Raw genomic sequence first — 23,686 nt, 5'->3', positions numbered from 1 at the left:
ATCGTGTTCCACACGCACGTCACCGACCACGGCCTCCACCAGATCGCCTGGATCATGGTCGGCATCAGTGCCGCCCTGATCATCATGAGTGTCGCCGATCGCTCGCCGTCCCCGCGACCCTGACGCTGACAGCGGCCACGTACAGCACCTGCCTCACGGAATCCAGCAAATCTCGGAGAGCCCAGTGCCTGTCACCGTCCTTGACCCCACCACCGCACTCATCGTCGTCGACCTGCAAGCAGGGCTGACCGGCCTGCCGACCGTGCACCCGCTCGGCGACATCGTCGCGAACACCGCGGCGCTGGCCGACGCCTTCCGTGCCAAGGGACTGCCGGTTGTGCTGGTCAACGTCGCCGGCACCGCCCCCGGCCGCACCGAGCAAGGCGACGACGCCCGCGACCTGCCCGACGGCTTCACCGACCTGCTCCCCGCACTCAACCAGCAGTCCGGCGACAAGACCGTCACCACATACACCTGGGGAGCGTTCCACAGCACCGACCTCGCCGACCATCTCGACGGGCTCGGCGTCACCCAGGTCCTCATCGCTGGCGTCGCCACCAGTTTCGGCGTCGAACCCACCGCCCGCCAAGCCCACGAACACGGTCGCCCACGCGCCCTCCGGCCAGCGCCTCGCAGAGCCGGTCCGTATGCGGCTCGTCGACCACCGAGGCGAGGGCGGGTGGGCTCCTCGATGAGTAGGCCGGGACCAGTATTTGAGGATGGTCGTCCGCGCTCAGGTTCGAGTCGATGACGGCAAAGCCGCGGCGGACTGGCGTACCGTGGCGGGATCTGCCCGCGCGGTTCGGAAATGGAAGACGTGCCACGATCGCCATCGCCAATGGTCAGCCGACGGTCACCAATCGGCGTCCCACCACCGGGCGTCCAGCCAGTCGGCGTGTATAGCGAGAGTGGATGCGACGCCCTGGACAACCACAGTCCGGACAAGATGGCGTCCAACCGCAGGCCGACGCCTCGATGACCACCCCCTCCGCGGCGACACGGACCGTCACGTTTCCCCTTGCGGACGACGGTCGCTGGCGGTGACCACTGATCCGGTTTCCTCGCTCCTGCTCGCCCTCGGCCTCACAGATGGCGCGGCGCGATGGAATCGGTGAGATCATCCGTTCGCCCGCTGCGCCACCACAGCAACACGCTGAGCACGACCAACCAGACGAAGCCGAGGAAGCGACCGACCGGGATGAAGACCGAGCCGCCTTCGGCGACGAGCGAGCTCATCGACAATACGCTGGCCACCCCGATCACCATGCCGCTCCACGTGACCCAGGTGGGCAAGGCGTGGCTGCCGCGTCCCGTCGCGGCGACCAGGAAGACCGCTACGCCAAGGCTTGCGATGGCCGGTCCGGCACCGGTGATGAAGGACAGGTCCGAGACGGCCCGATACGTGGACGACTCCGCCTTGGCGCTGATCTGGGCCAGAACCAGCTAGTGCTCGCGGAGAGCAGGAGGAGGGCTCCGGCGACGGTGGCCAGCGAGCGGACTACGCCCGCCCGGGCGTCGCTGCCGTGCCTGCGGACGAACGCGGCCAGACAGGGGACGAACGCCAGCAGAGCGAGGGCGGACAGCCCCTGCATCAGGCCGAGAATGCGGAAGAGATCCTCCAGCCTGGCTGGATCCTTCAGCCGATACGCCTGTACTTCGGCGTCGCTGGAGTACGGCGTTACCGTGCCGGACGGGCCCAGCGCCCCGGCGATGACGAGACTGGCCACGAAGAACAGGACGTACAGCACGCCGGTCAGAGCGCCAAGGTCCCGGCGCTGGGCTCTCGTGCGGGTGAGCGTGGCGGTGGTCACGGAGGCGACCCTCCTGAGGTAAGTGGAGGCGGCCGAGCGGAAGTCCCGGCCCTGGCGTCTTCACCATCACAGAGCGGCTCCTGTCGGGCGTCCCGCCGAGGAAGGCCGTGGGCGTACTCCCGGTGGCGTATAGATCCATCCGCTGAACTGCTCGGAGCGTCGACCGTACTCGCCTCGGAGCAGCGGGAGTTACTTCCGTCGGCAGATGCCCTGGACGGTCGGAAGGGAGAGTCTGGCCGCGTGCCTGTGCCCCCGACCTGATCGAGGTGTGTATGCCCCCCTCCGTTGAATCGTCGACGGTGACGGCGCCCGCCGGCGATGGAGTGCAACGGCGTTCAGGCCACTGGTTGCCTCAGAAGGCCCGTAAGAGCGTGGTCGTTGTGCATGTGGTCGTCTCTGTCGGCTGGTTGGCCTTGATGCTCTGCCTGCTCACTCTGGGCACGACGGCGCTTGCGACGAATAATGCCAACACCCTGCGGACCGCCTACCGGGCGATGGGGATGTCGGGGGACGTTCTGATCATCCCGCTGAGCCTGCTCACATTGGTCAGCGGTGTGGTGCTGGCGCTCGGCACGCAGTGGGGCCTGTTCCGGTACTACTGGGTCAGCGTCAAGTTCTGGTTGACCCTGGCGGCGACGGCGGCTTCGATTTTCGCGCTCACTGCCAGATTGCACGACGCGGTGGATGCGGTGGCCCGGCATCCCGTGGGCCCCATCTCAGCCATGGATCTTGGATTCATCCGCTACAACATGGTGATCGTCCCGGCCGTCGCGCTCCTGCTGTATCTCGCCAACGTCATCCTGTCCGTCTTCAAGCCATGGGGTCGACGGTCGGCCGCGCCGAGTGCAGGCCGACCTTAGCGTCTCCGTGATCAGCTGTGAGGCGTCGTGGTTCTACGGAACATGCCAACTGATCTGTGGGGCGCCCGGGGAATTACGTAACCGTAGGCATGGGGAATTTCGTAGTTCTGGCTGGAATTCCGGATGCTGGGGAAGGCCTTTACGTGCCCTGCCTGTTGCCGGGGGTGTCGCACAGCGCGTGGCCGACGAGGTTGCTGGCGGCTTGCTCCTGTCGGAGTGTGTTGTCGGGCGAGTCGCCCAAAGCTGTGGACATGGAGACGGTGACGGTGCGGCTGCCGTTATCGGTGGCGCCGTTCAGGGTGATGTAGCCACCGTTGCCGCCTTCGTGACTCCAGTAGCTTCCGCCGCAGGACAGAGGCCGTTCGACTAGGCCGAGGCCGTAGCGTCCGTGTGGCCAGAACGCCTGGATGTCCTGGTTGACCGGGACGGTGTCCTGCCTCTCGGTCAGCCGTGCCCGGGGCAGCAGTTTGCCGCCGAGCAGGGCGCTGCCGATCGGGCCGGTCGTAGAGCTCGGGCTTGTGGATGTCATGCCGCCACGCTGGGTAAGCGTGGGTTTGCGGGTCGCTACCGCTGGCCGCGGGACGAAAGGTGCAGCTGCCTGTAGTGCTGCGGGGTCGCCTGGCTATCTCGGGTGATCCGCGTGGGGCCTCCCACGATCCTCCTGGACAGTCGGTCGAGCCGCGCCCGCGCGCTGCCCGCCGCAACCTGATGTGGCTCGTGACGCAGGTGGTCACTGGCCTGCCGGCGGGTGCCCTTGCCATGCTTTGCCTGGGTAGCTTGTTGATCACTCCCGTCATCACGCTGTTGTGGTGGGCGGGTCTGCTGCAGGGTCGGGTGACAGGTTGTCACCCGATCGTGCAGCAGACCCTGTTGTCGTGCTGCTCAGTACGGTGATGCGGTGCTTGCAACAGTTACAGCTGACTGCGTCTCCCCGGCGTGGGATCGTGACGGTGAGTGCCTGCTCTACTGGACCGATCGTGAGGTAGCCGCACCATCAGGGTTCCTCCCGCTCCTGGACTCCTGGGCAGATATCGATGGTCGGGAATGGTCGTTAAGTATCGAGCTGATGGCACCAACGTCATGACATGACACACCTAGCCCAGACCGACGCCGCTGAGCAGCGGGTCAGTCCTCGTCGAGGTCTTGGTCGGCGTGGAGTCGGGTGGCGAGGTCGTCGGCCCAGGTCGGCGCCCATGTACGCAGGTCCTCTACCTGCTCAGGACTCAGGCCGTAGTCGGTGAAGTCCTGGTCGTCCCACCACTCGGCGCCGGCGAGGCGGTCGTGCAGGTCGTGGAGGCTGAACTCGAAGCGGGCGTGGCGGCGGCCGAGGTTTTCAAGGTCGGCAGTGGTGGGATGCCGGGTCGCGGCGTGGACGTCGATGAGGTCGCGGACCGCGCCGCGGTCGGCGAGTGCGCGGACCTTGGTGCCGATCACGTCGTCCAGGGCGAGAACTGGACCGTACTCCGTGGCCATGGGTGGGGCCCAGAACGCCTCCTTGAGGACGTCGACCTCGCACTCCTCGCCCGTGGTGAGGTCGGTGGCGATGAGCCGGCCCGAGAGCGGACTCGACTCGATGTGCTGGACGCCCCAGCCACGCTCGGCCAGGCCGTCGCCGACTGTGCGGATGATCTCGTCGACAGGAGCCGGGTTCTCGGTGGCCACGTCCAGATCCTGGGAGAGCCGGTCGTCCAAGCCATTGGCTTGGACGGCGTACCCGCCGGTGATCACCAGCGGGTAGGGCGTGCCGATAGCGAGGACGTCGGCCAGGAGCCGGCGGTGCAGACCTGTCAGGTTCACGCGGCTGTCGCGACCGTCGCGGTGGTGAGCTCGGGGAAAGCGGCTTCCCACACGTCCCTGATCGGGCGGCTGATCAGCGTGCGCAGCACGGGCCACTGCTCGATGAGCAGATCGCGGTTCAAGAAGTCGATCAGGTCCTGGCGCTGTCCTTCGGCCAGAACGGTGCGGTACAGGCCCATCCGAGAGCGAGGCTGCTCCAGCGTGTAGGAGCGGCGGCCCGACCAGGCCACATGCAGCGGCAGGTCGACGGTGCCGTGGGCCGGACCGGTCAGGTCCTCCAGCTGAGCGGGCAGCCGCTTCACGTACTGCTCACACAACAGCTCGAACGCGTTCGGCACCGGAAACGAGGGAGACCGCACGGTCATGCCGCCAGTATCGCCCGGCGGGCGGCGCGGTTGCCAGGCCCCCGCCCGGTCGAAGCTCCGTGCGGGGCCGGTCGAACGGGGCGTTCCACCGCACCGGAGACCCGCCAGGATTCAGTGCGACCAGATAGCTCTTCGTCTCACCTCGTCTCACGTATCTCTCACACACGAGAGCACACGGAAGCACGCGAGAGCCTCTGACCTGCATATCTGCTGTCGCCACGGACCACGGTGGACCAGGTGGACAGTTACATAGACTAGGGACCGGATTCTAGTGATCCACTGAAAGTCCCAGGTCAGAGGCTGTTTTTACTGTTCACCGAGGGCGGGCATCTCACAAATTTCTCTCCGAACCTTCGTTTGGATCGCCGAGCGGACCAGGGTGAAATGCCTGCAATGTGAAGTTCGGCCGGGTGGATGGTTGCGGTCTTCTCGTGACGGGTGGCGATGCCTTGCCCCTGCTCGATGACCGGGCTCAACAACGGCCTCAAGGCGGCCGGCTGCCCGACGGTCTGACACGCACAGTCCGACAGGAGCGGTCCGTCCGATCGCAGGGGTGGATCCGAGGCGACTGCGTACACAGTGAGGGGCCGGTGGAAGAATCCACCGGCCCCTCACATCAAGTAGCGGGGACAGGATTTGAACCTGCGACCTCTGGGTTATGAGCCCAGCGAGCTACCGAGCTGCTCCACCCCGCGACGGCACGCTGAACTCTACGGCAGAGTCCTGGTCCAGCCGAATCGGTTGTCGTTCCAGCTCGCCAGCGCCCCCTCTGCGCCACCGCATCCACGCCCAGCCGGTGAGACGAACCGTGAAGGCTCTGGCTCTGCGCGGCGTAAGTCAGGGTCGGGACCGCGCGATAATGGTCGGTGCTTCCCCGGCGGGCTGACCTTTCACCCAGCATTCCTTCGCGTCCGTGCCAGCGACGGCCGTGTCGCCTCTCGCGGTGCTCGACGTCGGTGCTGCGTGTGATGGCCGCTTCGGCTCGGCCTGGTGATGCCTCTCGACGACCTGCCGGCTGAAGTGCCGCCGACACCGAGGAAGAGGTCCAGGCGGTGGCGATCGAGGCCGCGCTTGACGGGATGGAGCCGGTCATGGCGGCCAGGCTCCTCAAGGCGTTCGGCTCTTCCGTAGCCGATCTCGGGAGTGCATCTCGGTGGGCCGAGAGCTCGCTCACCGAGAGCCGGGCCCATGGCAGCACGGGAATGCACGGGGCGGGGAGGAAGACACTGGCTGTCGGAGTAGGCCAGACTGTCAGTACGTGATGGAGGTGAAGGGATGAGCGTTGCCAGCTTTACGCACCACGGGCCCTGGAGCGTCGAGGACGTCCTGGCCCTGCCCGAAGACCGGACCGTCCGCTACGAGCTGCTGGGGGAGTCGCTCGTGATGTCCCCCGCCCCCGGCCTGCGCCATCAGCGTGCGAGCTTCCGGCTCCACGTCGCCCTGGACGCGGCCTCCGAGGCTGCCGGCGCCCCGGTCGAAGTGCTGGAGGCCATCAACGTGATCCTGCCGTCCGGGCTGGTAGTGCCGGACATCGTCGTCGCCGACGCGGGCGCGACCGCCGAGGACGGCGTCAGCCTCGACGCCGACGCGGTTCAGCTGGTCGTCGAGCTCGTCTCGCCCGGCAACAAGACCATGGACCGCAAGCTCAAGCCCTTGCTGTACGCGGAGGCTGCGATCCCGCACTACTGGCGCCTGGAGTTCGACCCAGCCCCGCGCCTGATCGTCAGCGAGCTGGACGGCGGCCGGTACGTCGAAACGGCGATCGCCCTACCGGGCACCGTTACCCGCATCGACGAGCCGTTCCCCTTCGAGATCGACCCGGCAGGACTCGCCCAGCCGCAGCATAGGGGCTGAGCCCGCCGAGGCGAGCTCACCTGCTCCTGCCGCGGCTCCGGGCCCGTCGCTTGCCGGACCGTTATGCGGTGAGAAGGGCAACGGCGAACTCAACGTGCTCCGTCTTAGCGGCAATCGCCATCTGGGTGCCGCAGGAAGTGAAGCGGCAGTGGACTGCGACTTCCTCGATATCCGGGATCAGGTCCGCCAGCTCGGGAGGGATGTCGTGGGGGTCGAGGCCCAGCGCAGAGGTCAGGTGCGGCAGGTCGACGGGACGGTGTCGAACCGGGCGGGGTACTTCCCGTCGCGGTCGCGGATCATGAACCGGGCCCGGCAGCGGGCATTCTCGAGATCCATGACGAGGTTCCTGGCGGCCTGTGCCACCCAGGAGGCGGTGGGGTGCGCCGTCGTGCCCAGGATGCGGATGCGCCGGCCGGCGTGCCCGATCACCGCGAACACGTACAGCCGCGCCCCGGACAGGGTGACCGCTTCGAAGAAGTCACATGCCGGCAGGGCATCGGCCTGGGAGCGCAGAAAGTCCGTCCAGGTGCTGGAACCCCGCTCGGGTGCAGGGTCGGTCCCCGCCTCCTGCAGGATCTCCCACACCGTGGAGGCGGCGACCTGCACGCCCAGAACCAGCAGCTCGCCGTGGATTGCGCCGGTAGCCCCGGCCGGGATTCTCCCGCGCCGGACGCGGCACGAGAACGCGGATCGCGCGCACGGTACGCGGCCGACCCGCACGCCCCGTCCGGGAACGGGCCACGCGGCGGCGCGAGACCGGGTCACGGTGCCAGTGCAGCACAGTGTCCGGGCGCACCGGCAGCCGTGCCCGGCGCAGCACACCGCGCGGGAGCCGGCGCAGTGGCGCGGCCAGGAACACCCGGTCACGCGGGGCGAACCGCACCCGATCCCGGCCGGGCCGGCGTTCCAGCACGGTGATCTGATGACGCAGCGCGAGGATCTCCGCGTCCGTGTCCTGGTTGCTCACCGGCAGCAGCCGCAGCAGGGTGAACACGTTCGCCACACCCGGACAGGCAAGTCAAAGCAGCCCGACAGATCATCCTGCCGGGGCACTCACCAGGTGCCCAGAGCACCCGCCCAAGCGCCCGCGCTCGACACCACCCGTACACCAGCCCCCACCAGGACGGATGAGTGTTTGGGTAGGCGCAGCGTTGCTGTTGAGCTTCGGTTCCGAGTGCCGTGCATGTTTGCGAGGTCGGCGGGGCATGTCGCAGTTCCGATGCTGCGCTTGCCGAATACCTCATCCGTAGAGGTCAGGCGGCATGTCGGTACTCGTGGAGGATGCCGCCCAGATGTTCACGTTTTCGTATGTCGAGGTGGGCGATGTCCTCGGGGTGGGTGATCGGTTGGGGGAGTGGGTGTAGCGGCCGCGCGTTGGCGAGGGCCTGGTGCGGTCGGTGCTCGTTGTAGAAGTGCTCGAACTCGCGCAATGTGTGGAGCAGGTGGCGCGGGTTCCAGATGAGCGTGCGGTCCAGCAGCTTGCGTCGGCAGGTCTGTACCCACCTTTCCATGATGGAGTTCATGCGGGGGGCGCGGACCCCGGTGAGCACGGCCTCGATGCCCGCGTCCTGCAGGACGGCGTCGAACAGCGCGGGGAGTTTCCCGTCCCGATCCCTGATCAGATAGCGGGCGCGGTTGCCGGCGTCCTCGAGGTCCATGACCGGATTCTTCGCGGCCTGGGTCACCCAGGACGCGGTCGGACGCTCGGTGGCGCCCAGGATCCGGATCCGCCGGTTCGTGTGCTCGATCACCGCGAGTACGTACAGGCGGGCTCCGGACAGGGTGATGGTCTCGAAGAAGTCGCACGCGAGGAGTGCATCGGCCGGGGAGCGCAGGAAGTTCGCCCAGGTGGTGGAGGTGCGCTCGGGCGATGGGGGGGATGCCGGCGTCCTTGAGGATTTCCCGGACCGTGGAGGCGGCCACCTTGACGCCGAGGACGAGCAGCTCTCCGTGCAGGCGCCGGTACCCCCATGCCGGGTTTTCGGCGGCCAGGCGCAGGACCAGGGCTCGGATGGAGCGCACGGTGCGCGGTCGGCCGCCGGGCTTGGGCCGGGCCGAGGATCTCCGTGACCGTCTCCCGAGTGATCACAAGACGCGACAGCGTCGCTTCCTCATGCTCGATCGCCTGTGTCAACTCGGCGACCTGCCGCCGCAGTTCCTCGATCCGTGCACGGGATGCTGCCTCCCGCGCGTCCAGTTCCTCGAACAACGAACCCATCGCCGCCCCCCCAGGTCGTGACCACACCGTAGAAGCAGCATTCCCAAGACCACAGCCCCAGCGCCGAACTCCCAGCTCACCCCCTCCCTACGGAAGAGCCGCACCCTTCCCCGGAAGGTGGCCCATGGCGCTGCTCGACTACTTCACACTCGGCGGCGTCGAGATCGCCAACCATGTCAGGCACTGGCTGTCCGACTCGCTGCGTCAGACGATGCCGCAGCACAACGAGCCCTTCCGGCAGCAGTTGAGCCGGGAGCATCCGCTGTCGCCCGCCGACCGCGTCCCGCCGAGCCTGCACGAGGCCGGGCTGAGCGGGCTGGGCTGGCACCAGCTGGTGTGCGCTGTGCGACCTGCACGGACCCGGCCGGCACCTGGTGAAGGAGACGAACCTGTTCTTCGCGGTCGACACGGTGCTCGGGCTCCTGCCTCGGTCGCCGGCCATCGTCCTGACCCGGGCCCCCGTCGGGATCGCGTCGTCGTTCGCGCGCGGGGGGCTGTGGGAGCGCTGGCGGTACGACGACCGGTACGCGCAGGTGTCGGCGCCGGCCCGTGCCCCGCGCTGGCGTGCGTCGTTCGCGGCACTGCTGCCGGACGACGGCCCGGACCCGTTCACTGCCTTGGGGCGGCTGATCGCGGTCAAGGCGCTGCTGCTGGCCAGATCGTTGCACGGCCCGGCCAACGAGGCTCGGCCTCGGCTGGTCATCCCGTACGAGCGGCATGTCGCCGACCGTGCGGCCACACTGTCCGGCCTGGCCCGATTCCTGGACGTTCCGGTGCCTGCTCTTGAGGCGCCGCAGCCGGACCAGGGCCAGGAGGCGGCGGATGCCACGTTCGCGACCACCGGGCACAAGGACCGGTTGACCGCCAGGCTCTCTCCCGGTGACGCGGCCGGGGTCAGCGAGTCGGTCGCCGCGACGTTCGAGGCGGCCCTGCAGACGCTCGGGCCGCACGTCACGGGCACGACTCGGGAATGGGTGGCCGGTGACGATCTGTACGAGCTCCAGCCCCCGTCGCGCGGGCGTCCAGGCTCCGACCGCCGCCCGCCCCTACCGTGGTGCCCAGGCCCGACTATGCGCCGGTGTCCGGGGTTCGGTGGCGCAACCTGCTGGTCACCAACTCGGGGATGAAGAACGCATCACCGTCTGCCCCTCCCTCGGCGCCGGCAACGACCCGAGCCGCCCGTACGACCTGGAGACAGACCAGCGCATCGCGGAGTTCAAGCTCGCTCGTTGGCGCGGCGCGGACGCCATGCGCAAGCGTCAAACCTTCAACGACCTCGTGATGCTCGCCGCCGACACCTCCGGCCGCCGGGCAGAGCTGTTCGTGATCGGCCCCGAGCCCTGCCGCTTCCTGACCACCAGCACTTCAACCGCGGCCTGGGCCCTGGACCGCACCCCAGGGGCACTGCGGACCTTCACCACCGTCTTCGGCGCGTCGGTTACAGGCGCTTCGCTGTGCGGTCGCGCGGCAGCAGCCTCTGATTCGCGTCGGCGCCGCCTGGGCGCGCGGCCGGTCCGTGCAGTGAGAGACGATCTTCAGTCTAGGGTGTGATATAGCCTCTGAGCTGGACGTTCTCCTTGCTTGATAAAACCCCGTGTGGGTATTGCCACACCCTGGGCTGCTGGTCGTGCCGCTAGTGTCTGTCCGCTACCTACAAAAGCCCCGGAGGACCCATGGCGTTCGGCTGGATCGACGACCAGGCCGAGGCGCGCCGCCGCGCCGGACTCGTCCGCACCCTGCGCCCGCGCCCCGCCGACTCGCCCCTGCTGGACCTGGCGAGCAACGACTACCTGGGCCTCGCCCACCATCGCGAGGTCGTCGAGGGCGCGGCCGGGGCGGCCCGGACCTGGGGCGGCGGCTCCACCGGTTCCCGGCTGGTCACCGGCACCACCGAGCTGCACACCCGGCTGGAACGAGAGCTGGCCGCCTTCTGCGGCTTCGAGGCGGCCCTGGTCTTCTCCTCCGGGTACGCCGCGAACCTGGCCGCGGTCACGGCGCTCGGCCCGCACGGCTCGCTGATCGTCTCCGACGCGGGCAACCACGCCTCGCTCATCGACGGCTGCCGGCTCGCCCGGGGCACCCGGCAGGTCGTCGGGCACGCCGACCCCGAGGCGGTGCGCAAGGCGCTGAGCACGCACGAGGGTGCGGCGATCGTCGTCTCCGACACGGTGTTCTCCGTGGACGGCGACGCGGCACCCCTGGCCGAGCTGGCCGCGGCCTGCCGCGAGCACGGGGCCGGACTGGTCGTGGACGACGCGCACGGGCTCGGGGTGCTGGGCGACGGCGGCCGGGGCGCGCCGTACGCGGCGGGGCTCGCGGGCGCGGCGGACGTGGTGGTCACGGCCACCCTGTCCAAGTCGCTGGGCAGTCAGGGCGGGGTGGTGCTGGGACCGGCGCGGGTGATCGACCATCTGGTCAACGCGGCGCGGACGTTCATCTTCGACACGGGGCTGGCCCCGGCGGCGGCCGGTGCGGCGCTGGCGGCCCTGCGGCTGCTCGTGCGTGAGCCGGATCGGGCGGCGCGCGCCCGCGACGTGGCCGCGGAGTTGCACGCACGACTGACCGCCGCGGGTCTGGACGCGGTGCGTCCGGACGCCGCGGTGGTCTCCGTGCGGGCTCCGTCCCCGGAGCAGGCGGTGCGCTGGGCGGCCGACTGCCGTACGGCAGGGCTGGCCGTGGGCTGCTTCCGTCCTCCTTCCGTGCCCGACGGCATCTCGCGGCTGCGACTGACCGCGCGGGCGGACCTGTCCGGGGCGGAGATCGAACGCGCTGTACGGGTGATCGGCGAAACGCGGCCATGAGTCGGCGTGACACGGCCGTGCCTCACGCGTGGCTGACTGCCTGGCTGACTACCTGACTGGCTCCGTGCGATCGGCTCTGATCAGAGAGTGGCGAGGAACCCGGCCCAGCTGCCGGCGGAGAAGAGCAGCGCGGGTCCGGCCGGGCTCTTCGAGTCCCGCACGGCGAGTGCTCCGGCCCAGGGGCCGGAGCGCGGCCGGGCCGTCTCCACGCAGTTGTTGGCTCCCGTGCTGTAGCTGCTGCGCAGCCAGCGCACGTCGTGCAGGTCGGTACTGGCAGGGACGTTCCGAGGCGGTGCTGACATGGGGGGCGTGCCTCCTTACGCGCCGTCACCTATCCCGGCGATGTAATCCAACGAGTCCTCGGGGGAAAGGGCGTGGATCCGAAGGGTGTCGAAGGCCTCCGAGTAAGCCTTGAGGTCTTCTTTCCGTTCGAGGTAGAGGCTACTCGTCAATTGGTCGAGAACAACCACGTCCAGATCAGAAGTGCTCGGAAATGAGAAGATAACGAAAGGTCCGGTGAGTCCCACATGGGCTCCGGCGCCGAACGGCAGTACCTGCAGCCGCACTTGGGGCAGCCGGGCGGCCTCCGTGAGCCGCTCGAGCTGGCGGGCCATCACCCCGGGGCCGCCGACCTCGCGCCGCAGCACCGCCTCGTCCAGCACCGCGCACAGCTCCAGCGGCGGGTCGGAGCGCAGCACGTCCTGCCGGGCCAGCCGCACCTCCACCAGCGTGTCCAGCCGTTGCTCGTCCAGGTCGGGCACGGCCGCCCGGGTCACCGCACGGGCGTACTCGGGTGTCTGGAGCAGCCCCGGCACGACCGTGGTCTCCAGAGTGCGCATCGCGCTCGCCTGCGACTCCAGACTGATGAAATCCCGGTACGTCGGCGGCAGCACCCCGCGGTAGGCGTGCCACCAGCGGTGCCGGTCGCCCGCCCCGTCGGAGCCCGCCAGCATCAGCAGCAACTCGCGCAGATGCCCGTCCCGCACCCCGTAGGCGTCGAGCAGCGAGCGCACATCGGCTGGTTTCACCCCGCTGGCACCGGTCTCGATCCGGCTCACCTTCGACTGGTGCCAGCCGACCAGCCGGGCCGCGTCACCGCTCGTGAGCCCAGCGCCGGTACGCAGCATGCGCAGTTCGGCGCCCAGTTTGCGACGCCGTACCGCCGGCCCGTTCTGCATGGGCTCCTCCTTACTCCTTCCGGACCGCCCAAATACGGTATTCCGTCGTAGAGTTCACCGCTTCGGGCGACAGATATATGCATATCTTGGTGGATCGCTCCCCGTGACCGCTTCGGTGATGGCAGTCTGACGAAGAAGCACCAGTCCGGGACCGTACTCGAACCAACCGCTCCTTGTCGGTGCGATCCCGCGGGAAAGGGACGACGTCGCCATGGCAGACCACCTGGAAGCATCCGTCACTCTGCCGAGCGATCCCGCCTCGGTCTCCGCCGCCCGCTCCTACGTCGTCGGCACCCTCGTGGAGTGGGGTCTGCCGTCGGACACCGAAGCGGCCGACACCGTCCGGCTCATCGTCTCCGAACTCGCCACCAACGCGGTACAGCACACCTTCGGCCAGTCACCCACCTTCACGGTCGACATCGCGCTGGACCGTGACGAACAACTGCGCATCGGCGTCACGGACAGTCATCCCCGCTTCCCGAAGAGACTGCCCGCCGCCGTGCAGCAGGACAACGGCCGCGGCATGGTCATCATCCGCTGGCTCACCGCCGAGTGCGGCGGCAGGCTCCGCATCCGGCCCACGAGGGAGGGCGGCAAGACGGTGTCCATCGAACTGCCGTGGGCGGTGCCGACGCCGTCCTGAAGGGGCGTCAGCGCCCCGGTCTGCCAAACGCTCCCCGCAGCAGCGCCCGGAACGCGTCCGCCGCCGGGGCCGGCTCGTCCGGGCGGTAGGCCACCGAGGTCGTGCGGTGCAGCCGTCCCGCCTCCATGAGCCGCATCCCGACCGGCGTGGCCGCCGTGCGCGCCACCATCTTCGGTACGACGGCCACCCCGAGCCCGGCACTGGCCGGCGCGCACACCACCGTGTACCCGGGCGTCGGCACCAGCAGCGCAGGGGTCGCGCCCGAGCGGGCCGGCAACGCCTCGATCTCCCGCCGGGCCGGATGCCGCGGGGCCACGCTGATGAGCGGCTGCCCGGCCGGCTCCGCCGGCGGGAGTAGGGAGGTGACGCCGCTCAACGCGTGCCCCGGGGCGGTGACCAGCACCAGTTCCCCCGTCAGCACGGGCTCCGGCCGCACCGACGACGGCACCGGCGTCGGCTCCGCCGGGTGGTGGGCGTGGGTCAGCGCCAGGTCCACCTCGCCGGCCGCCACCGCCGTGACCCCCGTCGGCGGGTCGTAGTCCGCCACCGACAGGGTCACGTCCGGATGCGCCCGGCGGAACGCGCTCAGCGGGGGCGGCAGCAGATGCACCCCGGCGGTCGGCAACGTGCCGAGCAGCAGGGAGCCACCGGTGAGCCCGGTCAGCCGGGCCAGCTCGTGCCGGGCCTGCTCCAGCTCGTCGAGCAGAGCCGGTCGGCGGCCCGGGTGATCGAGTCGGCTACCCGCTGAAGGCCCTGCCGGGGCACGCTGGTGGTCGGCGTCGCGGCCGTCCTGGTGGCCGTGCCCGCGCTCTTTCGGGCACTGCAGCTGCTGGGCGGCGCCTATGTGCTCCACCTCGGGGTGCGCGCCCTGGCGTCGCTGCCGCGGCCCGCCGAGGAGCTGGCGGGCGTGGCCGCGCACCCGCTGCGGCAGGGCTTCGTCACCATCGTCCTCAACCCCAAGGCCTCGCTGACCTTCCTCAGCCTGCTGCCGCAGTTCGTGCCGGCGAGGCAGCACGCGCTGCCCAGGACGCTGCTGCTCGCCCTGATCGTCTTCACGCCGGCGCTGCTGTGGTTCCAGGCGGTCGCCGTGCTCGTGGACCGGCTGGGCCGGTGGCTGCGCCGGCCCCGGGCCGCCCGTGGGCTCCAGGCGGCCACCGGGGTGGCACTGACGGTGCTGGGAGCGGCCCTGCTGCTGGAGCCGCTCCTGGCCTGATGCCGGATCAGCTGACCCGGCCGTACCAGACGCTCCTGGTCCAGATCTTCTGGAGCCGCACCACGTCCCCGGTCCTCGGCGCGTGCCAGATCTTGTTGTGGCCGGCGTAGATGCCGACGTGGTAGACGTTCGAGCCGTAGTGGAAGAACACCAGGTCACCGGCCCTGCGGCTGCCGGCCGAGATGTGGTGCGACGTGTTGTACTGCGCGGCGGCGGTACGCGGCAGGGTCTTGCCCGCCTTCTTGAACGAGTAGAGCGTCAGCCCCGAGCAGTCGAACCGGCGTGGCCCGGTGGCCCCGTACTGGTACGGGGCGCCCTTCTTGGAGGCCGCGACCTGGAGCGCCTTGGTCGCGAGGGCCGCGGCCGAGGCGTCGGTGGCGAGCCCCGGGACCACGATCGAGCCGCCCACGGCGGCGAGGGTGAGGGCCGAGGCCGTACCGGCCCGGGCCATGAGCGACGGGACACGATTGAGCGCAGTCATGCGCAACCCTTCGTCAGCCGCCTGTGAAGGATGACCTGTCGGATTCGGGCTGGCGAAGGTGCCCGGCCGCGTTGCCGCGGCTTCACCCCAAGGGCTGCTCGGAGCCTCGGCCGTCTGCCCGTGACGCACAGACAACGTCCGCTCCGGCGACCCGTCTTGCTCGGGTCCTCCACTCCTGCCGATCCACTCCTGTCGACCGGGCACCCGGGCGACGGCAGGACTCGGCGTCCGCCCGGATCGCCCCGCCGCTGCGGCGGGGGCTTGTCGTCAGTCAGGGATCTTCACCTATGACAGTCGGAAAATCCCAACGGAACCGGGGATTTGTGGCGTTACTCACCACCCACCCGTTCGGGTGGACAGGGTGGCGTTCGCGACACCGTCAGAATCCGTACGTAGCCCCGGACCTGGGAAGACGTCAGCACGCACGATCTGTTGACGCGCGCCGTGCGCGGGTCGCGGGCACCGGAAAACGATCGGGATATACACCGGTCGGCGGTACGTCGTTCGGGCCGTTTGACACCCCGTCCGCACCAATCCTGTCGACATGTCGACCCCGCCGGGTCGCCCCGGCGTCCGGATCAGCCGACTCCGTCCGGCGGGAGCGCGACGCGCGCAGTACGGCGTTCACCGTCCAGCACCCGCAACGCCCGTGCCAGCGTGTCCCCGTGCAGCTCCGTCTCGCCCCGCCGGTGCATCAACGCGAGGGCGTCGCGCAGCTCTGCGGCCTTGCGCACCAGCGCCTGGGCCGCACGCAGGCCTCGGTAGGTGTCCCCGCCGACGGCCGGGTTGACCCTGCCCAGCAGGTCGGCCGCCTCCAGGTACCGGTCGATCACTTCGCCCTCGGCGCGCGTGAGTGCGGGCAGCGGCGGCAGCTCGGGAACCATCCGCGGCTCACCTCGCGTCCTGTGCGCCGGGCGTGCCGCGCCGGCTGGGCACGATGCCGTCCACCAGACCGTAGGCGAGAGCCGCCGGGGCGTCCAGGACCATCTGCCGTTCCAGATCGGCGTGCACCTGCTCCGCCGTGCGCCCGGTGTGCCGCACGAGCATCTCCTCCGTCAGCGCCCGCGTCCGCGTCAACTCCTCGGCCTGGATGAGGAGGTCGCTGGGCTGCCCCTGCACCGGTTCGGCCAGCTGGGGCTGTTCGAGCACCATGCGCGCCCCGGGCAGCGCAAACCGCTTGCCCGGGGTGCCGGCCGCGAGCAGCAGCGCGGGGTAGGAGGCGGCCTGGCCCAGGCAGTACGTGGCCACGTCGCAGCTGACGTAGCGCAGCGTGTCGTAGATCGCGGTCAGCGCCTGGAAGGTGCCGCCGGGGGAGTTGATGTAGAGCGTGATGTCCCGCTCGGGGGCCGCGTGTTCGAGGTACATCAGCTGCGCCATCACGTCATTGGCCGCGACGTCGTCGAGCGGGGTGCCGAGGAAGACGATCCGGTCCTCGAAGAGCTTGCCGTAGGGATCGAGCGTGCGCGCTCCGCTGCTGGTGCGCTCCGTGAACTCCGGCAGGACGTGACGGGCGAATGCGCGGGACATGGGAGTACCCCTTCGTGTGGCGTGGCCGCCGGTGCGGCTCGACATCTGTAAAAAATGTACAGGACGTACGTGACGTTAGAATGGGGTCATGGCCTACGAGATTCCGGTGACGCAAGCCAGGGCTGAGCTCGCCGACCTGATCAACCGGGTGGTGTACGGCGGTGAGCGCGTCGTCGTGACGCGGCATGGAAAGCCGCTGGTCGCGCTGGTCTCGGCCGGTGACCTGGAGCGGCTGGACGCGCTGGACGAGCCGGCCGGGGAGGAGCAGGTCGTCAGCACCGTGTCGGGGCTGCGCGAGAGCGGTTCCGCTCCGCGCGAACAGCGACAGCGGTTCGGACTCGCCGCCGAGCATCGCGGAACCGGCATGGCCGCCGAGCACCGGCGGCCCGGCGTCTCCTGACCCGTGCGATGAACGGGTAAGGCCCCTGCCATCCCGCGGTCATCGGGCGATCAAGGTCTGGTTAACGTCGTTGAAACTCCCACGAACTAACCTGCCGATCCACGTCACCAGCGGTTTTTCTGCCCGGATTGCTGGCAATCCTGGTATTTGTCGGTGTGTTAGACCTGTCCCCGTCGTGGTGGCTGCGGCAACCGGACCCCGCCTGGTCCGGAGCGAGGACTGTGAGGTGGGACGTGCAACTGACCCCGCATGAGCAAGAGAGGCTGCTCATCCACGTGGCGGCCGACGTGGCCGAGAAGCGCCGGGCCCGCGGGCTCAGGCTCAACCACCCCGAGGCCGTCGCCCTCATCACGTCGCACATCCTCGAAGGCGCCCGGGACGGCCGTACGGTCACCGAGTTGATGTCCTCCGGTCGCAAGATCCTCACCAGGGACGACGTCATGGAGGGCATCCCCGAGATGATCCACGACGTGCAGGTGGAGGCCACCTTCCCGGACGGCACCAAGCTCGTCACCGTGCACGAGCCGATCATCTGAGGGGCGCCGCGATGATTCCCGGAGAGGTTCTTTTCGCGGACGGCACGGTCGCCTTCAACGCGGGTCGCGAGACCACCCGTGTGACCGTACTCAACGCCGCCGACCGGCCCGTCCAGGTCGGCTCCCACTACCACTTCGCCGAGGCCAACCCGGGCCTGGAGTTCGACCGCGCCGCGGCCCGCGGCAAGCGGCTGAACATCGCCGCGGGCACCGCCGTGCGCTTCGAGCCCGGCATCCCCGTCGACGTCGAACTCGTCCCCCTCGCCGGCGCCCGGATCGTCCCGGGGCTGCGCGGCGAGACCGGAGGCCCCCTCGATGCCTGAGATCTCCCGCGGCGCCTACGCCGACCTGTTCGGCCCCACCACCGGTGACCGGATCCGGCTCGCCGACACCGATCTGCTGATCGAGATCGAGGAGGACCGCTCCGGCGGCCCCGGTACCTCCGGGGACGAGGCGGTCTTCGGCGGTGGCAAGGTCATCCGCGAGTCCATGGGCCAGTCCCGGGCCACCCGCGCCGACGGCACCCCCGACACCGTGATCACCGGCGTCGTCGTCGTGGACCACTGGGGCGTCGTCAAGGTCGACGTCGGCATCCGCGACGGCCGGATCACCGCGCTCGGCAAGGCCGGCAACCCCGACACCATGGACGGCGTCCACCCCGACCTGGTCATCGGCCCCGAGACCGAGATCATCGCGGGCAACGGGCGGATCCTGACCGCCGGTGCGATCGACGCGCACGTCCACTTCATCTGCCCGCAGATCGCCGACGAGGCGCTGGCCTCCGGCATCACCACCCTGGTCGGCGGCGGCACCGGTCCGGCCGAGGGTTCCAAGGCGACCACCGTGACACCCGGTCCCTGGCACCTGGCCCGGATGCTGGAGGCGATGGAGGCCTACCCCGTCAACGTGGGCTTCCTCGGCAAGGGCAACACCGTCAGCCACGAGGCGATGCTCTCCCAGATCCGCGGCGGCGCCGCCGGCCTGAAGCTGCACGAGGACTGGGGCTCCACCCCGGCCGTCATCGACGCCGCGCTCACCGTGGCCGACCGGACGGGCATTCAGGTCGCCATCCACACGGACACCTTGAACGAGGCCGGGTTCGTCGGTGACACCCTCGCCGCGATCGCGGGCCGGGGCATCCACTCGTACCACACCGAGGGCGCCGGCGGCGGGCACGCGCCGGACATCATGACCGTGGTCTCGCAGGCCAACGTGCTGCCCAGCTCCACCAACCCGACCAGGCCGTACACCCTCAACACCGCCGAGGAACACCTCGACATGCTGATGGTGTGCCACCACCTGAACCCGGCGGTCCCCGAGGACCTGGCGTTCGCCGAGTCCCGGATCCGGCCGTCCACCATCGGCGCCGAGGACGTGCTGCACGACCTCGGCGCGATCTCGATCATCTCCTCCGACTCGCAGGCCATGGGTCGGGTCGGCGAGGTGATCCTGCGGACCTGGCAGACGGCGCACGTCATGAAGCGCCGGCGGGGCGCACTGCCCGGCGACGGCCGCGCGGACAACCACCGGGTACGGCGCTACGTCGCCAAGTACACGATCAACCCGGCGCTCGCCCAGGGCCTCGCCGCCGAGATCGGCTCCGTCGAGACCGGCAAACTCGCCGACCTCGTGCTGTGGGAGCCCGCGTTCTTCGGGGTCAAGCCGCTCCTCGTGCTCAAGGGCGGGCAGATCGCGTACGCGCAGATGGGCGACGCCAACGCCTCCATCCCCACCCCGCAGCCGATCCTGCCCCGCCCGATGTACGGCGCGATCGGCCGCGCCCCGGCCGCCAACTCGGTCAATTTCGTTGCGCCGTTGGCGATCGAGGACGGACTGCCGGACCGGCTCCGGCTCGGCAAGCGGTTCGTCGCGATCGAGTCCACGCGGCAGGTCACCAAGGCCGACATGCGCGAGAACGACGCCCGGCCCGACGTGCGGATCGACCCCGACAGCTTCGCCGTGCACATCGACGGCGAACTGGTCGAGGCGACCCCTGCGACCGAACTGCCCATGGCCCAGCGCTACTTCCTCTTCTGATGAGCAGGGCTGCACTGCTGGTCCTGGCCGACGGCCGCTTTCCTGCCGGAGGGCACGCGCACTCCGGCGGGGCGGAGGCCGCCGTCAGGGCGGGCCGGATCACCGACGCCGCGCACCTGGAGGACTTCTGCCGGGGTCGGCTGCACACCGCCGGGCTGGTGGCGGGCGCGCTCGCGGCGGCCGCCGTGCTCGGCGTGGACGTACGGGAACTGGACGCGGCGGCGGACGCCCGCACCCCCTCCCCGGCGCTGCGCACCGCCGCGCGCCGGCTCGGGCGGCAGCTGCTGCGCGCCGCCCGCGCGAGCTGGCCCGCATCCGAACTCGACGCGCTGGCCCGGGAGTTCCCCAAGGGCGCCCATCAGCCGGTCGTCCTCGGACTGGCCGCACGGGCGGCCGGACTGGGCCCGGACGACGCGGCGTACTGCGCGGCGTACGAGAGCGTGAGCGGGCCGGCGACGGCGACCGTGCGCCTGCTGAGCCTGGACCCGTTCGACGCGACCGGTGTACTGGCCCGGCTGGCACCGGCGATGGACAGCGTGGCGGACCGGGCGGTGGCGGCGGCACGGCGAGCCGCCGCCGAAGGCGTCGACGCGCTGCCCGCGGCGTCCGGCCCCCTGCTGGAGGTCGGCGCGGAGTGGCACGCGGCCTGGCCGGTCCGGCTGTTCGCGTCATGACCCGCCCACCTGCCCGACCCCCCGGTCCCTAGGAGCCGTACCCATGCACCTCGATCACACCCACTCCGGTCCCGCCGCCGTCAGCGCGGACGCGCACCGGCCCGACGGCGCGCGCCGCGCGCTGCGCATCGGGCTCGGCGGGCCCGTCGGGTCCGGGAAGACCGCGACCGTCGCCGCACTGTGCCGGGCGCTGCGCGACGAGCTGTCCCTCGCCGTGGTCACCAACGACATCTACACCCGCGAGGACGCCGCGTTCCTGCTCCGCGAGGCCGTGCTGCCGCCCGAGCGGATCACCGCCGTGGAGACCGGAGCCTGCCCGCACACCGCGATCCGCGACGACATCTCCGCCAACCTCGAAGCCGTGGAGGACCTGGAGGACGAGGTCGGCCCGCTGGACCTGATCCTCGTCGAGTCCGGCGGCGACAACCTCACCGCGACCTTCTCCAAGGGGCTCGTGGACGCGCAGATCTTCGTGATCGACGTGGCCGGCGGCGACGACATCCCGCGCAAGGGCGGCCCGGGCGTCACCACCGCCGACCTGCTCGTCGTCAACAAGACCGACCTCGCCCCGTACGTCGGCTCCGACCTCACCCGGATGGCCGCCGACGCCAAGGCCCAGCGGGCCGAACTCCCCGTCGTCTTCCAGTCGTTGCGCACCGAGGACGGGGTCGCGGACGTCGCCGCCTGGGTCCGGGAACGGCTCGCCGCGTGGACGGTGTGACCACCACCGGCGTCCGGGCCCACGCGCGGATCGCCGCCCGGGCCGACGGCCGCGGCGGCACGCTCCTGCCCGTGCTCGACGGCGCGGGCCCGCTGGCCCTGCGCCGCGTCCGGTCCACCGGCGCCGAGGCCAGGGTCATGGTCGTCGGCGCGATGAGCGGTCCGCTCGGCGGCGACCGCCTGGCGCTCTCGGCGTCCGTCGCCGAGGGCGCCCGACTGCACGTCGGGTCGGCCGCCGCCACCATCGCGCTGCCGGGCCAGACCGGGGACGAGGCCCGCTACGACGTCCGGCTCGACGTGGCCGAGGGCGCCGAACTGCACTGGCTGCCCGAGCAGTTGATCTCGGCGGGCGGCAGCGATCTGTACGTCACCACCCGCGCCGAACTCGCCGCCGGAGCCGGGCTCGTCCTGCGCGAGGAACAGGTGCTCGGCCGGGCCGGAGAGGAACCCGGCCGGCTCACCAGTCGGCTGACCGTACGCGTCGCGGGGCGGACCGTGCTGGACCAGGAGCTGTCCTGCGGCCCCGGAGCCCCGGGCGGCTGGGACGGCCCGGCGGTCCTGGCGGGACACCGCGCCGTCGGCCAACTCGTCGTCGTACGACCGGAGTTCGCCGAGCGCCCGGTTCAGGCCCAGGCGCTGGGGGAGTGCGCCGTGCTGATACCGCTGGCGGGCCCCGCGGCCCTGGTCAGCGCCGTCGCCCCCGACGCGCTGCGGCTGAGGGGGCTGCTGGACGAGGCCCGGTCGCTGCTCGCCGCGTGAGGTGTGTACCGGTCAACGGGACATGATCGTCCGGTTATCGGATTGGTAAAGATGGCGGACGCCCCCTGTTCACAGTCGGCTCACAGCCGAGAGGATCCCCGCTTGACGACTCGCAGCGATGCATATGTAGGGGGAGGAGCCCACTTGAGGGACAACAGACCGAAGAGCCGCCTGCTGGCGCTCGGTTCGGCCGGAGCACTCGTCACCGCCACCCTGGTCGCCGGCGCCGTGTCGGCACCCGCCGCCAGCGCCGCGGGCGCGGCCAGTGCCGCCGGCCGGCCCAGCCAGGACCGCGAGGCCAAGGGCGCCGAGGTCGCCGCCGCCCGCGCCGCCAGAGCGGGCATCAACTGGCAGGACTGCCCTGCCGCTTGGGGTCTGGCCAAGCCGATCCAGTGCGGCTGGGTCAGCGTGCCCGTCGACTACGCGCACCCGTACGGAAAGCAGATCAAGCTCGCCGTCGACCGCATCGGCAACACCGGAACCAAGGCCGAGCGCCAGGGCGCGCTGGTCTACAACCCGGGCGGGCCCGGGGGTTCCGGGATGCGCTTCCCGACGCGGGTCACCAACAAGAACCCGGTCTGGGCGAACGTCGCCAAGGCCTACGACTTCGTCGGTTTCGACCCGCGCGGCGTCGGCCGCTCCGCGCCCATCTCCTGCGAGGACCCGCAGGAGTTCGTCAAGGCGCCGAAGATGGACCCGGTGCCCGGCTCCGAGGCGGACAAGCTGGCCCAGCGCAAGCTGGCCCGCCAGTACGCGGACGGCTGCCTGGACCGCACCGGCCGTGCGATGCTCCAGCAGATGACCACGCCCAACACCGCCCGTGACCTGGACGTCATCCGCGCGGCGCTCGGCGAGAAGAAGCTCAACTACCTCGGTGTCTCCTACGGCACCTACCTCGGCGCCGTCTACGGCACCCTCTTCCCGGGCCACCTGCGCCGCATGATCGTGGACAGTGTGGTCAACCCGGCCCGCGAGAACATCTGGTACCAGGCCAACCTGAACCAGGACATCGCCTTCGAGGGCCGCTGGAAGGACTGGGAGGACTGGGTCGCGAAGAACGACGCCTCCTTCCACCTCGGCACCACCCGCGCGGCCGTCCAGGCCAAGTGGCTCGAACTGCGCGCCACCGCCAAGAAGAACCCCATCGGCGGGGTCGTCGGCCCGGCCGAGCTGATCTCCTTCTTCCAGAACGCCCCGTACTACGACTCCTCGTGGGTGCCGGTCGCGACGGTGTTCAGCAAGTACGTCGCCGGTGACACCCAGGCGCTGGTCACCGCGGCCGCCCCGAACCTGTCCGACACGGCGGGCAACATCGGCGCGGAGAACGGCAACGCCGTCTACACGGCCGTCGAGTGCACCGACGCCAAGTGGCCCACCAACTGGCGGAAGTGGGACCGGGACAACACCCGGCTCAACCAGGACTACCCGTTCATGACCTGGGCCAACGCCTGGATGAACCTGCCGTGTGCCACCTGGCCGGTCAAGCAGCGGACGCCGGTCCACGTCACGACCCACCAGGGCCTGCCGCAGGTGCTGATCGTGCAGTCCACGCGCGACGCCGCCACCCCGTACGAGGGCGCCGTCACCCTGCACCAGCGCTTCGCGGGCTCCCGTCTGATCACCGAGAAGGACGCGGGTTCCCACGGTGTGACGGGCCTGGTGAACCCCTGCATCAACCAGCGCGTCGACGCCTACCTGCTCGACGGCAAGCTGGACGGCGCGGACGTGACCTGCGGCCCGCACGCCACGCCCAAGCCGTAACCGGCACCGTACGGTGACGAGGGGCGGCCGGAGCACCATCGTCCGGCCGCC

General features: G+C 70.3%; 26 protein-coding genes, 1 tRNA gene and 3 pseudogenes. 16 read left to right on the top strand and 14 right to left on the bottom strand.

What is annotated here, in order from left to right; translation table 11 throughout:
• Window positions 1–184 precede the first annotated feature (184 nt).
• Complete coding sequence (locus BIV23_RS45770) at window positions 185–751, top strand: cysteine hydrolase family protein (RefSeq protein ID WP_079172994.1); 567 nt, start codon at window positions 185–187, stop codon at window positions 749–751.
• A gap of 332 nt (window positions 752–1,083) precedes the next feature.
• On the opposite strand, the gene BIV23_RS07255 is transcribed toward BIV23_RS45770, so the two are convergent.
• Entirely contained in the window at window positions 1,084–1,266 is a 183-nt protein-coding gene (locus BIV23_RS07255) for a hypothetical protein (protein ID WP_071379903.1), read from the bottom strand.
• A gap of 68 nt (window positions 1,267–1,334) precedes the next feature.
• Window positions 1,335–1,811, bottom strand: coding sequence for a hypothetical protein (locus BIV23_RS07250; protein WP_071379902.1), 477 nt, complete (start codon window positions 1,809–1,811; stop codon window positions 1,335–1,337).
• Window positions 1,812–2,191: 380 nt separating this feature from the next.
• On the opposite strand from BIV23_RS07250, the gene BIV23_RS07245 reads away from it, so the two are divergent.
• Window positions 2,192–2,671, top strand: a complete 480-nt coding sequence (locus tag BIV23_RS07245) for a DUF2269 domain-containing protein (protein WP_245790410.1) — start codon at window positions 2,192–2,194, stop codon at window positions 2,669–2,671.
• Window positions 2,672–2,810: 139 nt separating this feature from the next.
• Here the strand turns inward: BIV23_RS07245 and BIV23_RS07240 are convergent, their stop codons facing one another.
• The 4 genes from BIV23_RS07240 to BIV23_RS07220 form a co-directional block, all read right to left on the bottom strand.
• The gene (locus BIV23_RS07240) at window positions 2,811–3,200 is read right to left on the bottom strand and encodes a hypothetical protein (RefSeq protein WP_071379900.1); all 390 of its coding nucleotides are present in this window, start codon (window positions 3,198–3,200) and stop codon (window positions 2,811–2,813) included.
• Window positions 3,201–3,796: 596 nt separating this feature from the next.
• Window positions 3,797–4,468, bottom strand: coding sequence for a nucleotidyl transferase AbiEii/AbiGii toxin family protein (locus BIV23_RS07230; protein WP_071379898.1), 672 nt, complete (start codon window positions 4,466–4,468; stop codon window positions 3,797–3,799).
• A complete protein-coding gene (locus BIV23_RS07225; RefSeq protein ID WP_071379897.1) occupies window positions 4,465–4,833 on the bottom strand; it encodes a hypothetical protein in 369 nt (122 codons plus the stop codon). The genes BIV23_RS07230 and BIV23_RS07225 overlap by 4 nt, the downstream gene beginning before the upstream one ends.
• A gap of 621 nt (window positions 4,834–5,454) precedes the next feature.
• Window positions 5,455–5,528: transfer RNA gene (locus BIV23_RS07220), tRNA-Met, on the bottom strand.
• 580 nt (window positions 5,529–6,108) lie between these two features.
• Here BIV23_RS07220 and BIV23_RS07210 point away from each other — a divergent pair.
• A complete protein-coding gene (locus BIV23_RS07210) occupies window positions 6,109–6,687 on the top strand; it encodes a Uma2 family endonuclease (RefSeq protein WP_071379895.1) in 579 nt (192 codons plus the stop codon).
• Window positions 6,688–6,939: 252 nt separating this feature from the next.
• Here the strand turns inward: BIV23_RS07210 and BIV23_RS07205 are convergent.
• Both BIV23_RS07205 and BIV23_RS53865 read right to left on the bottom strand, forming a co-directional pair.
• Window positions 6,940–7,672, bottom strand: a pseudogene (locus BIV23_RS07205) (integrase); the annotation flags it as partial.
• Window positions 7,673–7,940: 268 nt separating this feature from the next.
• Window positions 7,941–8,742: pseudogene (locus tag BIV23_RS53865) on the bottom strand (integrase core domain-containing protein); the annotation flags it as partial.
• Between the two features lie 537 nt (window positions 8,743–9,279).
• On the opposite strand from BIV23_RS53865, the gene BIV23_RS07195 reads away from it, so the two are divergent.
• The 3 genes from BIV23_RS07195 (at window position 9,280) to BIV23_RS07185 (ending at window position 11,706) form a co-directional block, all read left to right on the top strand.
• On the top strand, window positions 9,280–10,032 hold the full coding sequence (locus BIV23_RS07195; protein WP_071379894.1) for a hypothetical protein: 753 nt from the start codon (window positions 9,280–9,282) through the stop codon (window positions 10,030–10,032).
• Complete coding sequence (locus BIV23_RS07190) at window positions 9,998–10,456, top strand: hypothetical protein (RefSeq protein WP_245790408.1); 459 nt, start codon at window positions 9,998–10,000, stop codon at window positions 10,454–10,456. The genes BIV23_RS07195 and BIV23_RS07190 overlap by 35 nt, the downstream gene beginning before the upstream one ends.
• 122 nt (window positions 10,457–10,578) lie before the next feature.
• Window positions 10,579–11,706, top strand: coding sequence for an 8-amino-7-oxononanoate synthase (locus BIV23_RS07185; protein WP_071379893.1), 1,128 nt, complete (start codon window positions 10,579–10,581; stop codon window positions 11,704–11,706).
• Between the two features lie 80 nt (window positions 11,707–11,786).
• Here BIV23_RS07185 and BIV23_RS07180 read toward each other — a convergent pair whose 3' ends face one another.
• Both BIV23_RS07180 and BIV23_RS07175 read right to left on the bottom strand, forming a co-directional pair.
• The gene (locus BIV23_RS07180) at window positions 11,787–12,008 is read right to left on the bottom strand and encodes a DUF397 domain-containing protein (protein WP_071379892.1); all 222 of its coding nucleotides are present in this window, start codon (window positions 12,006–12,008) and stop codon (window positions 11,787–11,789) included.
• 15 nt (window positions 12,009–12,023) lie between these two features.
• The gene (locus BIV23_RS07175) at window positions 12,024–12,884 is read right to left on the bottom strand and encodes a helix-turn-helix domain-containing protein (protein ID WP_071379891.1); all 861 of its coding nucleotides are present in this window, start codon (window positions 12,882–12,884) and stop codon (window positions 12,024–12,026) included.
• 211 nt (window positions 12,885–13,095) lie between these two features.
• Between BIV23_RS07175 and BIV23_RS07170 the strand changes: the two genes are divergently transcribed.
• Window positions 13,096–13,527: an ATP-binding protein gene (locus BIV23_RS07170; RefSeq protein ID WP_071379890.1), complete on the top strand. Its 432-nt coding sequence runs from the start codon at window positions 13,096–13,098 to the stop codon at window positions 13,525–13,527.
• Window positions 13,528–13,534: 7 nt separating this feature from the next.
• Here BIV23_RS07170 and BIV23_RS07165 read toward each other — a convergent pair whose 3' ends face one another.
• A complete protein-coding gene (locus BIV23_RS07165; RefSeq protein ID WP_079172996.1) occupies window positions 13,535–14,380 on the bottom strand; it encodes a LysR family transcriptional regulator substrate-binding protein in 846 nt (281 codons plus the stop codon).
• Here BIV23_RS07165 and BIV23_RS07160 point away from each other — a divergent pair.
• Window positions 14,297–14,740, top strand: a pseudogene (locus BIV23_RS07160) (LysE family translocator); the annotation flags it as partial. The gene BIV23_RS07165 and the pseudogene BIV23_RS07160 sit on opposite strands and share 84 nt — an antisense overlap.
• A 7-nt stretch (window positions 14,741–14,747) precedes the next feature.
• Here the strand turns inward: BIV23_RS07160 and BIV23_RS07155 are convergent.
• The 3 genes from BIV23_RS07155 to BIV23_RS07145 form a co-directional block, all read right to left on the bottom strand.
• On the bottom strand, window positions 14,748–15,221 hold the full coding sequence (locus tag BIV23_RS07155) for a C40 family peptidase (protein ID WP_071379888.1): 474 nt from the start codon (window positions 15,219–15,221) through the stop codon (window positions 14,748–14,750).
• Window positions 15,222–15,799: 578 nt separating this feature from the next.
• Complete coding sequence (locus tag BIV23_RS07150) at window positions 15,800–16,105, bottom strand: hypothetical protein (RefSeq protein WP_071379887.1); 306 nt, start codon at window positions 16,103–16,105, stop codon at window positions 15,800–15,802.
• 7 nt (window positions 16,106–16,112) lie between these two features.
• On the bottom strand, window positions 16,113–16,748 hold the full coding sequence (locus tag BIV23_RS07145; protein ID WP_071379886.1) for an ATP-dependent Clp protease proteolytic subunit: 636 nt from the start codon (window positions 16,746–16,748) through the stop codon (window positions 16,113–16,115).
• Window positions 16,749–16,836: 88 nt separating this feature from the next.
• Here BIV23_RS07145 and BIV23_RS07140 point away from each other — a divergent pair, with 88 nt between their 5' ends.
• From BIV23_RS07140 to BIV23_RS07105, 8 genes are all read left to right on the top strand, one after another.
• The gene (locus tag BIV23_RS07140; RefSeq protein WP_071379885.1) at window positions 16,837–17,148 is read left to right on the top strand and encodes a type II toxin-antitoxin system Phd/YefM family antitoxin; all 312 of its coding nucleotides are present in this window, start codon (window positions 16,837–16,839) and stop codon (window positions 17,146–17,148) included.
• Window positions 17,149–17,381: 233 nt separating this feature from the next.
• Window positions 17,382–17,684, top strand: a complete 303-nt coding sequence (locus BIV23_RS07135; protein WP_071374378.1) for an urease subunit gamma — start codon at window positions 17,382–17,384, stop codon at window positions 17,682–17,684.
• 11 nt (window positions 17,685–17,695) lie between these two features.
• Complete coding sequence (locus BIV23_RS07130) at window positions 17,696–18,007, top strand: urease subunit beta (RefSeq protein ID WP_071379884.1); 312 nt, start codon at window positions 17,696–17,698, stop codon at window positions 18,005–18,007.
• On the top strand, window positions 18,000–19,721 hold the full coding sequence (locus BIV23_RS07125) for an urease subunit alpha (RefSeq protein WP_071379883.1): 1,722 nt from the start codon (window positions 18,000–18,002) through the stop codon (window positions 19,719–19,721). The genes BIV23_RS07130 and BIV23_RS07125 overlap by 8 nt, the downstream gene beginning before the upstream one ends.
• Entirely contained in the window at window positions 19,721–20,395 is a 675-nt protein-coding gene (locus BIV23_RS07120; RefSeq protein WP_071379882.1) for an urease accessory protein UreF, read from the top strand. Before BIV23_RS07125 ends, BIV23_RS07120 begins: the two co-directional genes overlap by 1 nt.
• Window positions 20,396–20,438: 43 nt before the next feature.
• On the top strand, window positions 20,439–21,116 hold the full coding sequence (gene ureG / locus BIV23_RS07115) for an urease accessory protein UreG (protein ID WP_071379881.1): 678 nt from the start codon (window positions 20,439–20,441) through the stop codon (window positions 21,114–21,116).
• Window positions 21,104–21,874 carry an urease accessory protein UreD gene (locus BIV23_RS07110; protein WP_177239756.1) on the top strand — a complete coding sequence of 257 codons (771 nt, stop codon included), beginning with the start codon at window positions 21,104–21,106 and terminating at the stop codon, window positions 21,872–21,874. The genes ureG and BIV23_RS07110 overlap by 13 nt, the downstream gene beginning before the upstream one ends.
• Before the next feature lie 144 nt (window positions 21,875–22,018).
• Complete coding sequence (locus BIV23_RS07105; protein WP_245790406.1) at window positions 22,019–23,635, top strand: alpha/beta hydrolase; 1,617 nt, start codon at window positions 22,019–22,021, stop codon at window positions 23,633–23,635.
• Window positions 23,636–23,686 lie beyond the last annotated feature (51 nt).

Source organism: Streptomyces monashensis, from assembly GCF_001866665.1.
GTDB lineage: Bacteria > Actinomycetota > Actinomycetes > Streptomycetales > Streptomycetaceae > Streptomyces > Streptomyces monashensis.
Note: the sequence above shows the minus strand (reverse complement) of the source record. Positions and strands in the feature narration are given on the sequence as shown.